Origin of the sequence: Diaphorobacter sp. HDW4A, assembly GCF_011305995.1 — a bacterium.
GTDB lineage: Bacteria > Pseudomonadota > Gammaproteobacteria > Burkholderiales > Burkholderiaceae_C > Diaphorobacter_A.
The window spans coordinates 1,408,277-1,420,834 of record NZ_CP049910.1; the positions used below are offsets into that span (position 1 = coordinate 1,408,277).

8 protein-coding genes are annotated in these 12,558 nt (G+C 60.8%); 5 read left to right on the forward strand and 3 right to left on the reverse strand.

All coding sequences use genetic code 11. The features are described from left to right. Positions 1–126: 126 nt before the first annotated feature. Positions 127–2,331, forward strand: coding sequence for a catalase/peroxidase HPI (katG, locus tag G7047_RS06325; RefSeq protein WP_166302310.1), 2,205 nt, complete (start codon positions 127–129; stop codon positions 2,329–2,331). A gap of 211 nt (positions 2,332–2,542) precedes the next feature. Beyond that, the gene (locus G7047_RS06330; RefSeq protein ID WP_205904727.1) at positions 2,543–4,681 is read left to right on the forward strand and encodes a prolyl oligopeptidase family serine peptidase; all 2,139 of its coding nucleotides are present in this window, start codon (positions 2,543–2,545) and stop codon (positions 4,679–4,681) included. Here G7047_RS06330 and G7047_RS06335 read toward each other — a convergent pair. Both G7047_RS06335 and G7047_RS06340 read right to left on the reverse strand, forming a co-directional pair. Beyond that, positions 4,671–5,960, reverse strand: a complete 1,290-nt coding sequence (locus tag G7047_RS06335) for an MFS transporter (protein WP_166302312.1) — start codon at positions 5,958–5,960, stop codon at positions 4,671–4,673. The genes G7047_RS06330 and G7047_RS06335 overlap by 11 nt on opposite strands. Further along, positions 5,951–7,903, reverse strand: coding sequence for a TonB-dependent siderophore receptor (locus tag G7047_RS06340; RefSeq protein WP_240939386.1), 1,953 nt, complete (start codon positions 7,901–7,903; stop codon positions 5,951–5,953). Before G7047_RS06340 ends, G7047_RS06335 begins: the two co-directional genes overlap by 10 nt. 353 nt (positions 7,904–8,256) lie before the next feature. On the opposite strand from G7047_RS06340, the gene G7047_RS06345 reads away from it, so the two are divergent. The 3 genes from G7047_RS06345 (at position 8,257) to G7047_RS06355 (ending at position 10,747) form a co-directional block, all read left to right on the forward strand. Then, positions 8,257–9,348 carry a siderophore-interacting protein gene (locus G7047_RS06345; RefSeq protein ID WP_166302316.1) on the forward strand — a complete coding sequence of 364 codons (1,092 nt, stop codon included), beginning with the start codon at positions 8,257–8,259 and terminating at the stop codon, positions 9,346–9,348. A 209-nt stretch (positions 9,349–9,557) separates the two neighbouring features. After that, on the forward strand, positions 9,558–9,974 hold the full coding sequence (locus G7047_RS06350; RefSeq protein ID WP_166302318.1) for a hypothetical protein: 417 nt from the start codon (positions 9,558–9,560) through the stop codon (positions 9,972–9,974). A gap of 74 nt (positions 9,975–10,048) precedes the next feature. Beyond that, on the forward strand, positions 10,049–10,747 hold the full coding sequence (locus G7047_RS06355; protein ID WP_166302321.1) for an HAD family hydrolase: 699 nt from the start codon (positions 10,049–10,051) through the stop codon (positions 10,745–10,747). Between the two features lie 83 nt (positions 10,748–10,830). Here the strand turns inward: G7047_RS06355 and G7047_RS06360 are convergent, their stop codons facing one another. Then, positions 10,831–12,498: an IPTL-CTERM sorting domain-containing protein gene (locus G7047_RS06360; RefSeq protein WP_166302324.1), complete on the reverse strand. Its 1,668-nt coding sequence runs from the start codon at positions 12,496–12,498 to the stop codon at positions 10,831–10,833. Positions 12,499–12,558: the final 60 nt, after the last annotated feature.

Consider the following 12,558-nt stretch of genomic DNA (forward strand, 5'->3'; position numbering starts at 1 on the left):
CGGCCCGGAATGGCGCATGCCACTTCATAATTAATGCCAATCAATGATGCATTGATCATTGCTTTTCATCACTACTGGCGCCGCAAGGTGCCGGGTGCCCTGCAAGTTTGAACTGGAGAAACCCCCATGACGACTGAATCCAAGTGCCCCTTCCATCAAGCCCAGAACAGCCAGACCGCTGCTGAAGGCAATGCCACCACCAGTCGCGACTGGTGGCCAAATCAGCTGCGCGTGGATCTGCTGAATCAGCACTCCGCCCAAAGCAACCCTCTCGGCGAATCGTTCAACTATGCTGACGAGTTCAGCAAGCTCGATTACGAAGGCGTCAAGCGCGATCTGCGTGCGTTGATGACCGATTCGCAGGACTGGTGGCCAGCCGACTTCGGTCACTATGGTCCGCAATTCATCCGCATGGCATGGCACGCCGCAGGCACCTACCGCGTGCAGGACGGTCGGGGCGGTGCCGGTCGCGGTCAGCAGCGCTTCGCACCGCTGAACAGTTGGCCCGACAACGTCAACATCGACAAGTCGCGTCGTCTGCTGTGGCCGATCAAGCAGAAGTACGGCAACAAACTCTCGTGGGCCGATCTGATGATCCTCACCGGCAACGTCGCGCTGGAAACCATGGGTTTTCGCACCTTCGGTTTTGCCGGTGGCCGTGTGGACTCCTGGGAACCCGATCAGGACGTGTACTGGGGTGCCGAGAAAGAATGGCTCGCCACCAGCGACAAGCCCAACAGCCGCTACAGCGGTGGCCGCGATCTGGAGAACCCGCTGGCCGCCGTGCAGATGGGCCTGATCTACGTGAACCCCGAAGGTCCGGATGGCAATGGCGATCCGATCTCTGCTGCACGCGACATCCGCGACACCTTTGCCCGCATGGCGATGGACGATGAGGAAACGGTTGCCCTGATCGCTGGCGGCCACACCTTCGGCAAGACGCACGGCGCAGGCCCCGCATCGCATATCGGTGCGGATCCGGAAGCCTCAGGACTGGAAGCACAGGGCCTCGGCTGGGCAAGCAGCTTCGGCTCGGGCTCGGGCGGTGACGCGATCACCTCGGGCCTCGAAGTGACCTGGACGCAGACCCCCGCGCAGTGGAGCAACTTCTTCTTCGAGAACCTGTTCAAGTTCGAATGGGTGAAGGAAAAGAGCCCCGCGGGCGCCACCCAGTGGGTGGCCAAGGATGCCGGCGACGTCATTCCCGATGCGCACGGCGGCCCCAACAAAAAACCCACCATGTTGACGACCGATATCTCGCTTCGCGTGGACCCGGCCTACGAAAAGATCTCGCGCCGCTTCCTCGAGAACCCGCAGGCCTTCGCCGAAGCCTTTGCCCGCGCATGGTTCAAGCTGACCCACCGCGACATGGGCCCGCGTGCCCGCTACATCGGTCCTGAAGTGCCGAAGGAAGAGCTGCTCTGGCAGGATGTGATCCCCGCCGCCCGCCATCCGCTCGTGAACGGCTCCGACGTGGCCGTGCTCAAGGCCAAGGTGCTCACATCGGGCCTCAGCGTGCAAGAACTCGTCGGCACCGCCTGGGCATCCGCATCGACCTTCCGTGGCTCCGACAAGCGCGGCGGCGCCAATGGCGCGCGCATCCGTCTGGCTCCCCAGAAAGACTGGCAGGTCAATCAGCCCGAGCAGCTCGCCAAGGTGCTCGGCACGCTTGAAGGCATCCAGCGCGAATTCAACAAGTCCGCTGATGGCGACAAGCGCATCTCGCTGGCCGATCTGATCGTGCTCGCCGGCAACGCGGGAGTGGAAAAGGCCGCAGCAGACGCTGGCGTGCAGGTCACCGTGCCATTCCACGCGGGTCGTGGTGACGCGAGCGCCGAGCAAACCGATGTGGATTCGTTCAAGTATCTGGAGCCCAAGGCCGACGGTTTCCGCAACCACCTGCAAGGCCAATTTGCGGCCCCTGCTGAGGCGCTGCTGATTGACAAGGCCCAGTTGCTCACGCTGACCGCGCCCGAGATGACCGTGCTGATCGGCGGCCTGCGCGCCATCAACATCAACACTGACGGCAGCCAGCACGGTGTGCTGACCCAGACCCCTGGCAAGCTCACTAACGATTTCTTCGTGAACCTGCTGGACATGAGCACCCAGTGGAAGGCCACATCTGACGGCACCTACGAAGGTGTCGATCGCAAGACTGGTGCAAGAAAGTGGACTGGCACGCGCGTCGATTTGGTCTTTGGCTCCAACGCCATCCTGCGCGCCCTGGCCGAGGTCTACGCCGAAGCGGACTCCAAGGAAAAGATGGTCAAAGACTTCGCGGCCGCATGGGCCAAGGTCATGGACCTTGATCGCTTTGATCTGAAGAAGTGATGAGCGGGCCTGGGGCGTGAGTCCTCGGGCTTTGATTCAATGAACGCAGAAGCGCCTTTCGGGGCGCTTTTGTTTTTGGGCAGACAGGAGCGCTGAGTTTGGGTTGAGCCTTCGTGGAAGCGATGGCCTTGGTAAAGGCGATTCAGCATGAATGGGGGCTGCGCAATCACCGTCCAATTCCTCGCGGGGCGGCTGCTAGACTTCCTGAACGATGTCTACTCAAGAACACCTGAACCCTCCCACACGGACGCCGGAGTCGGTCCGCGCGTCCTCATGGCCCGATGTGCAGGCACCCATCGCTCCATGCGAAGACAAACGCATCGAGCAGCTTGGACGCACGCGCAACGATGAGTTTGCGTGGATGCAATTTGTGCCTGAGCTGGGAACGCGCACGATGGAGAATCTGCCGCAGCGCCTGCAAACTCATTTGCAGGCTGAGCGCAGTTATGCGCAACAGATGCTTGCGCCTCTGGAGGCATCGACAGACGCGTTCTACCGCTCGATGGCCAGTCATGTGCAAAGTGCTGAGCATGTACCGTCCACAGCCATGAGCGGCTGGACTTACACAGTGGATGCGTCTGCGGCGAGCGGGCGCAAGCTGTTTCTGCGCAAGCATTCGGATGGGCGGGTGCAGCCTTTGGTGGATGAGGCAGAGCGAGCACAGGGCCATGCGTATTACCGTGCGACAGACCACCAACAGAGTCCCGACGACCAATTTTTCGCATGGGCTGAAGACCTCATCGGGAATGATCGTCACCGCATCTGCGTGCTGGACATGCGGGATGGGGTGATCAGGGTGATCGTGCCGGAGGACGCATTTGGCTATGGGGGGCTGACGTTCTCGCCGTCGTCGCGGGATCTGTTCTGGATCTGGCGGGATGCGCAGAGCCGTCCTTCGCGTTTGTATCGCAGTGCCATCGATGAGGGCGATGCGGTGCTGGTGCATGAGGAGCATGACCCGGCGCTGTTCATGCGCGTGGCGCGCACGTCGGCCGACGGGTTTGTTGCCTTGACTCTGTTTGGCCCGGATACCAGTGAGGTGCGTTTGATCGCCGCAAGTGATGCCCGCGCATCTGCACGGGTGCTTCGTGCGCGCGAGAGGGGCGTTCGGTACGAGGTCAATGAGTGGGATGGCGGACTGATCGCCATCACGAATGCGGAGGGTGCGACGGATCGGCAGATATTGCGGCTGGCCCCCTCGGATCTGCGATCGATTGGCACTCTGGTCCCGCACCGCCTTGGGGTGCCGATCATTGCCGTGGTGCCCTTTGTGACGACACTGGTGCGGTTGGAGCGCGTGGAGGGGCTGCATCGCCTGGTGCTGTTGCAGCGCGATGGCCGGGAGATTCCCATTGTCTTCGACGACCCCTCATATGTATTGGAACTCCCGCCCGGGCAGCGCTGGGACGCAACGCATGTACGCATCGTGCATCAGACGCTGGCCCAGCCGCCGCGTTGGCTGGATGTGCGACTAAGTGATGGTCAGATCACAGAGACGGGACGAGAGAGTTGGAGTGGGTTGGAGCCAGATCGATACCGGATCGAGCGCCTCACGGCTGTGGCGGATGACGGCGTGGCTGTTCCCATCACCGTTCTCTCGCGCAAAGACATGGCGGGCGATGTGCCTGGGCCATTGCTGCTCACCGGTTATGGCGCCTATGGCATTGCGTATGAGCCCGTGTTCTCCTTGCCTGCACTGGCCTGGGTGGATGCGGGCTACCGCTACGCGATAGCGCATGTTCGCGGTGGCTCTGAAAAAGGCCACGACTGGTATCAGGGCGGCTGTCGTGAATTGAAGCGCAATTCCATGACGGATTTCATCGCATGCGCACGGTATTTGAACGATATCGGCTACACCACACGGACGCAAACCGTTGCCTACGGCGTGTCTGCGGGCGGACTGCTGGTGTGCGGGGCTGCGAACATGCAGCCCGGGCAATGGGCCGGGGTGATCGCGCAGGTGCCGTTCGTCGACATGCTCAACACCATGAGCGATGCCGATCATCCGCTGGTTCCGCTGCTGCGTCCCGATTGGGGTGATCCGCTGGCGGACCCTGTTGCCTACGACGCCATGGCGGCCATTTCTCCGTATGAGAACGTGCCGGTGGCGGACTACCCGCCGACGCTGTGCACGGCGGGTCTCAAAGATGACCGCGTGCCATATTGGGAGCCCGCCAAACTGCTGGCCAATATCCGACGACGCTCGACCAGCGGAGCACCGGCGCTGCTGCTGCTCAATCCCGAGAGCGGCCATCAGGAGAGCGATCAGCAGGAGCAGCTGTTCTTGCAGGCTGCGCGCTTCTGGGCCTTTGCGCAGCATTGCGCCGACGCATCTTCCTTCAGGCGTTGACGGTGGTCCTGCGCGTGTACTGAAAAAGTCGCAACGCGCAAAATGCTGACACGAGCAGGGCAGGGGTGGCGGTCAGTGCGATGGCCGTGAGCATCTGGCCGGAGACGAGCCATGTCGACACGAACCCAGCCAGCAAAGGCCCCAGCGCGCTGAACACCGAGACGACAAAACTCCAGAGCGCAAAACAGCGTGCGCGCAACGCCGCCGGAGCCACGTCCTGCAGCATGGTCGGCACGAGGGCGTTGGCGGTGCAGGTGGTGAAGAGAAACAAGGCCACCACCACAAAGGCCTGCTGCAGCGAGGCGGTGGAAAAGAGCATCAGGATGGCGGGCACGGAAAGAACCGCGCAGACGCCCATGATCATCGGCCGCACGGCGGTTCCCAAGCGCTTGGCAAACCAGCGGTCCAGCGCCGCGACGACGGGGAGACAGCCCAGCGTTGCGACCAGCACGATCACGCCCATGACCTCGCCGATGCGCGCGGGCGCGACTTCGAAGCGGCGCTCGAGCGCCAAGGCAATCAGCTGATTCAGCCCCTGAACCGCGATCATCAGACTCCCCGCCACGCCGACAAACAGGGCGACTGGCTGCCAGTGTTCTTTCAGGAATTGCCTCAACGATGTCGCGCCTGAAACGTCCTCCTGTCTGGCATGCCGAGGCGGATCGGCGGTGAAAAGGCCTGCGATCAGCAAGGGCAGCCCGGCTGCTGACAGAAGCAGAAAGCCCTTGCGCCAGACGTCCAGATCACCGGGAATCCAGGCTGCGGCGGTGGCCTGTATGTCTCCTGAAAAGTAGAAGCCCGCGCTGGCACCACTTGAGACCAAGGCCGCGAAGCCGAGGTTGGCCAAGACGCGGTGACGTTGTGGAGCGAGGTCGGGAATCATCGAGTACACCAGCGGCACCATCGCAAACTCGGTGATGCCAGCGGCCGAGCGGCCCAGAAAGAACAGCGGGAAATTGGGCGCCAGCGCGCTGAGCACCATCATCGCGGTCGATGCGAAGATCAGACACAGCAACACGCGTTTGCGCGGGAAACGATCAGCGAAGCGAGCCAGCGGAATCGCCAGCGCGCTGCCCACCAGAACGCCCGCCAGTCCCTGCAATGCGCCGAGACTGGCGTCGCTGATGTCAAAGCTTTTTTGGATTGCCGATAGCGAGATGGCCTGCAGGCCGTAGTCGCTCATCTGCACTCCGGCGGTGATGCCAAGAAACGCGACAGTCAGAAAGGCTTGCAGCGACCATTGCGCGGGTGCGCCATCGTCCCTGACGCTTACTTCCATTGGTACTGCAGTTGCACATCCACGGTGCGTGCGGCGCCGTAGTAGCAGTAGAAATCGCAGCCGCTGACGTAGGTCTTGTCGGTCAGATTGCGGGCATTGAACTGCAGCGCCCATTCGCGGCTCATGTCGTAGCGCACCATCAGGTCCAGCAGCGTGTAGCTCGAAATTTTCTGACCGGCGTAGTAACGCTGGTCTTCGGTCTGGCCGGTGTAGCGCGCGCCTGCGCCCACGGTCAGCTTCTGGTTGTTGGCCAGATCGAAGCGGTGGCTGAGCCACAGGCTGGCCGCGTTGTCGGGAATCAGCGCGGTGCGCACGGACTGGGTCGTTGTCAGGTCCTGACGGGAATCGTTGTGCGTGTAGGCCGCCTTCATCGAGGTGTTGGTGCCGAGCTTGAAGTTGCCTTGCAGCTCAACGCCCTTGTTGGTGCGCTGGCCGGTCTGCGACTGGATGTTGGACGCGTCGGACACCAAGGCATTCTTTTCCTTGATGTCGAAGTACGCCAGCGTGAGGTTGCCGCCGTTCAGCCATGTGGGCTCGAACTTGACGCCGACTTCGCGCTGCGTGCCTTCATAGGGGCGGTAGCCGTTTCCGTGGCCGTCCACGCCATCGACGGGCTTGAACGATTCCGAATAGCTGATGTAGGGCGAGACACCGATGTCGCTGATATACATCGCGCCAAAGTTCAGGGAGTTCTTGCTCACGTCGTAGCCAGCGTTTCCGCCGTTGATGGCACCCTTGTTCTTGGCGCGATCATGGCGGATGCCGGCGTTGAAGTTCCAGTGACTGCCTACACGCATCTGGGTGGACGCATAGGCGCCCCATTGCTTGGAGTGCAGGCCGTAGGGTGTGCCAGTCACATCGAACGGGGTGCCGTAGACCGGGTTGAACATGTCGAGCCCGGGCACAAAACCAAAACCGTTGTTCAGGCCGTCGGTGTCGGACTTCAGGTAGTCAATCCCGAGCACGGGCAGTAATTGCACGCTGTCCGACAGACGCAGCTTGCCGCTGATGCGGTTGTCCAGATAGTGTGTCTTTGACTTGCCGTTGGTGTACGTGTACCCGCGCATCAGTTGGCGGTTGCCGTCAGATCCCCATGCGAAGGTGTTCACCTGGTCTAGATCGAGGTTGGTGTACTTGTAGTTCTGCGCGAACTTCCAGTCGTTGTTGATTTGATGGCTGAGCATCCAGCCTGCGCTTGCTTGTGTGCGCTTGAGGTAGTCAAATCCGGGCTCGCCGGGGTTCATGCGGCGGTCGATGCGGCCATAAGGTGTGTCGATGATGGTGCCGTAGGCCGGCAAGAATCCGTTGGTGGGCGTACCGTCTTCGCGCTGGACGCTGGCCAGCAGGGTCAGCGATGTGCGTGGGCTGAACTCCATCGTCACGCTCGGTGCGAAGTAGTAGCTCTTCATGTCGGTGCCGCGCTGCATGCCGTCTTCCTTGCGGGCCTGCGCGACAAGGCGGTAGTACACCGTGCCGTCCTCATTGGCGATGTTGTTGTAGTCGACGCTCAGACCCAGACGGCCGCGATTTCCCGCTTCCGTGTTCAGCTCGAGGGCGCGCTCCTTGTGTGGGCGCTTGGTCACCAGGTTCACCACGCCGCCGGTTTGTGCAGCGCCAAACACCAAGGCATTGGGGCCCTTGAGCACTTCGGCGGATTCAACCCCAAAGATTTCTGGCTTCCAGACAAAGTAGCCATTCGGCGTGGTCGGTGTTCCGTCCAGAGACACCGAGGCGTCAAACCCGCGGATCTTGAACCACTCGACCTTGTTGTCGCCACCAAACGGCTCGCTGAGAACACCGGCCTGGTATTGCAGGCCCTGATCCAGCTTGCGCGCGCCCATTTCCTGAAAGTCGCCCTTGCGCAGCACCGCGCTCGAATTGGGCGCATAGAAGTCCAGACTCTGCAACTCTTCGACCGTTCCGATAACCGTGACCGTCTCCATGGTTTTCGCCTCGGCTGGAACCTTGTCAGTAGTTTGCGCAAGCAATGGTGACGCGAAGCCGACGGCTCCGATGGTCAGCAAAACAGCTTGAACGACGGGGGTGTATTGCAGATGACGCATAGAACGTGAAGGGAAAGGAGGTGAGGGAGGTGGCGCTTGGATGTGCCTCTCATTTTACGTCGTGGATAATAGTGATTCTCAAATGCATTAGCATTAGTGGTGCATTTGTCACGGTTTCGAAATGTTTTCGGGAATGTTTGACCGTCCTACAGACAGAATCAAAAAAACTTGGCAGATGTCCAAATAGTTCATGCCACCAGCGAACGCATGCGGTACCAAGACCAGCACTTTCCATGAATACGACAGCAGAAAAGAGCACACCACTGAGCGCAAACATCGCGCTGCCACGAGCGACCGCCTTTGTTGAATGGCTGGTCGCCCTTTGGCGAGACAAAGGAGTGGAGGTGCGCCACGTCGAGCCCGAGCGAGTGCATTTGATTCTGGTGGAGGTCGGTTCGGTGGAGCTTCAAGTTGCGGGTGCGCGGCTACTCCATTGCGCCTTGCAAACAGTGAGCTCGCAGATGGGCGAGTTGATGCAGTTGTCGATCACCGAGCATTTGGGCGAGTTTGCCGATGAAATGGCCTGGCCCGAGGGCAGTTGGAACATCGTCTGGAATGGTCAGGCGCCGCGTAGTCCGGCGCAATTGCATGTCATGCAAGTCATCAGCAACAAGGAGCTCTCCCCCCGAATGCGCCGTTTGCGGTTGCGGGGGGATGATCTTGGGGTGTTCGCGAATGGTGGGTTGCACGTGCGCATGCTGCTGCCGAACGTCGGCTGTGAGCCTGTCTGGCCGTCGCTCATGGAGGATGGCCGCTTGCAGTGGCAAGCTGGCAAGCCTCGCATGCCGCGACGCACCTACACGATTCGCGATCTGGATGTGGACGCCGCTTGGCTTGATGTTGACGTGCTGTTGCACCCGGATCGCGATGGCGCATCACCCGGCTCCCAGTGGGCCGGGCAGGCACGGCCCGGCAGCAGCGTTGGCGTACTCAGCCCTTCCAGTGGGCCGTTTGCACCTGCAGCACATGTTGTTCTGATGGCTGACGCCTGCGCTTTGCCTGCGGCCGCTCGCATGGCGCAGATGCTGCCCAAGGGGCAATCGTCAGCCATGATGTTGTGGGTGGCGGATGACGCTGAACGTGCGGCATTCGACCTGCCCACGCCGGTTGTCCGGCCGGAATGGATCTGTGGCGGTGAGCCGGGTGCTTCGGCTCCAGAAATCGACCAGGTGCTGGGCTGGCTGGCAACGCAGGATTACCAGAAAGCCGATACGACGCTGTGGGTGGCTGGTGGGTTGCCGTTGATTCAAGCGGTTCGCGGCTGGGCGGCCGATCAATCTCAATTGGCCGGCGTGCGAAAGATGATTCACACCTATTGGCGTTGAGTTTGCAGCAGGGAGTGAGTAGGGCGTTTGCAAAGGCCGAGGCCGTCGTGAAGGTGTGGTGGGCCGCAGATCACGAATATTGTTTGAACGGGATTTTTCGTGACGGGCAGGCAGGCTTGTGATTGGGCGTTTTCATCGTTGGATTTCGATATGCAGCACGCTTTCAGCACTACCATGGAGCACTTCCCCATTACGGCCTGCGACATCCCATGAGCAATTTTCTTGCTTTTGTCAGTGAGACAAGCGACATCGCATTGGATTCCGACATCGTCAAGGAAGCGTCCAATTGCCTTGACGAATTCACGGATGCATTCAATGCACTGGACTTGGCGGGCATGGATGCCCGACTGCATTTTCCGCACGTGATGATTTCCGAGACGGAGACTTTGATTTGGGAAACATCTGGTCAACATCCCGTGGATTTCTTCTCCCGGTTGCAGGGGACTGGCTGGAAGTCCACGCGCTATGAATCAAAGGTCCCTGTCTTGGCGAGCATGAACAAGGTGCACTTTCTGGTCACGTACACGCGCCGGGCGGTCAGTGGTGAGGAACGGAGTCGCCACATCAACCTGTGGATTGTTGTGAAGAGAAATAATGTCTGGGGTATCTCATTGAGATCCTATTGAGTGCAATGGTGCGCCGCCGATGGAACATCCCTTCGCGCGGACGGCATGTGTTCTGAGGCTATCCTTGACCCACCATGCATGAACTCGATATCTCCCGCATCAAAGCCATCACCATCGATCTGGACGACACGCTGTGGCCCGTCTGGCCGACGATCACGCGTGCCGAGGAGGTGCTGGCCGAGTGGCTGCGGCAACATGCGCCGGCCACTTCGGCGGCATATCCGGATTCCCGGTCGCTGCGTCGCATCCGGGAACGTGTGGAGCTGGAGCGGCCCGAGTTGCGGTTCGATCTGAGCGCCATGCGTCGCGAATCGATTCGTGCGGCACTCACAGAATGTGGCGATGATCCGGCACTGGCGGAACCCGCTTTTGATCTTTTCTTTGACGAACGCCAGCGCGTGGTGCTGTTCGACGATGCGCTCGAGACGTTGGAGTTTTTGGCCGCACGCTATCCGGTGGTGGCGATCTCCAACGGCAATGCTGACGTGAATCGCATCGGCCTTGGACGCTATTTCAAGGCCGCGTTGAGTGCGCAGGGCTTTGGTATTGCCAAGCCCGATGTGCGCATTTTTCAAGCTGGCGCGGAGCAGGCCGGGTATTCCTCGGAGGCGGTGCTGCATGTAGGCGACGACGCACGGCTCGATGTGGAGGGCGCGCTGCTGGCGGGCATGCAGACCGCCTGGGTCAATTGGGACAACAAGACTTGGGAGCTGGAAGCACAACCGCATGTCATGCTGAGCAAGCTAGGCGAGCTGTGCAGCATCCTGCGTTGAGCCAGCGCTTCAATGTTTGGAGTGCGGCCATCTTCCTCAAGATCGATGTCTCAGAGAAGCCAGGCAGTTCACGACCAGACGCTTTACTGCCGTCGACCCCGGGCTCGCGCATCTCGCCAGCCCATCGCGCCTAGCAGTCCAGCAAGCAACAGCAGCCCCCACTCTGACAGTGTGGGCACGGCCCGTGCTGCGCCAATCTCAGGGTTACCGGGCTGTGGCAGGCTATCGTCGTTGGCAATGGTGCCGGTCGCGGTGCTGGTGCCTATCGAGGCTCCAGCACCAATGCTGTCCAGGGTGACCGTGAAGGTTTCGTTCGGCTCCACCTGAATGTCTCCATTGATGGTGACGGTCAAGCTTCCTGAGTTGTCGCCCGCGGGGATGGTGACTTGCCCACCCGCTACCGCGACATAGTCGCTTGATGCGGCGGCGGTTCCATCCGCCGTAGACCAGGTGATGGTGATGCCACCCGATGGTGCGGGAGCCGACAGGGAAATGGGGAAGTCAAGCACGGTGGTGCCCGCGTTGCCTTCGGTGATGGATGCGTTGCCCACGTTGACCACGATGGCTGCGGTCGCTTCATACGCACCAATGTCTGCTCGCCCTGCCTGCACGCGCGCCTTGTGGTTTTGGTCGGTGGTGGCTTGCACCGGCACGAGTGTGGGGCCTGCGTTGATGGCAGGACTGCCCGTCAGCAAGGCGTGCGTGCGGTTGATGTAGCCGTTGAAACCCAGTGATGCCTGTAAGGGATCGGTATGGGTGAGGTCGCCCTGAGCGGTCATAAAGGCGCAACTGTCATCGCTGGAGAGGTTGTAGCCGCTCGACGTCAATGAGCCCTCCGTGCTCGCGCAATTCACGCCTCCTGTCGGGTTGGCGATGATACTGCCGCTCACGATGCTGGTGCTGTTGGGCGTGTACGATTCCAACTGTCCACTGTTGGCCGAGGTGGCCGTGTTGTAGGCGATGGTGGTGAAGAGAATGTTGGCGCTGCCGTCACCGCTCACGCCAATGCCGCTGCCGGTATTTGCTGTGTTGCCAGAGACAGTCGAGTTTACGATTTCGAGTTGTCCCTTCACGTCAATCCCCCCTCCGTTGGCACCTAGGTTGGTTGTCGAGTTGCCGCTGATGGTGCTGCGAATGACGTGAACTGCCCCGCCCGATGCCACCCCGATGCCACCTCCACCATTGGCGGCGCTGTTGTTCATGACTGTGCTGTCCAACAGGTAGAGCGTGCCGGTGCCGTTCACGTAGATGCCACCGCCCTGACTGAACCCTGCGCCCGTGGCCGTGCTGTTGGATACAAGTACCTCGGTGAGCGTGGTCGTTCCGCTGCCGACGCTCAGTGCTCCTCCGACCGACGACGGCGCTCCGTTACCCTGGGTGAGGGCTAACTTGTTAAGGTTCACAACGGCATCGCCGCTGATGGTCAGCACAGCGCGCGTGCCGCCGCCACTGATGATGGACGTGCTGGGGCTCTCGCCGTTGATGGTGATGTTGCTGCCGATGTAGAGAACGCCGGGCAGCGTAAGTGTGTAGTTGCCTGTTGGCAGCACGATGGTGTCGTCGTCTGGCAGCGCGTTGGCCTGGTCGATGGCCGCGCGCAAGGAGCAAAAGCCTGCGCTGGTATGGCAAATGTTGTCGGTCAGGTTGTCGTCGGGCAGGTCGGCGGTGTCGTTGACGGCGAAGGTGGCCGCCTGCACCCCGGTGCTGACAAGCCAAGCGGCAAGCAGGCCGTAGAAATGGTACTTTTTCATGCGAAGGAAGAGTTGTTGACTGTTGCAACAGCCAGTCTCGCCAAAGCACTCTTTCCCGTC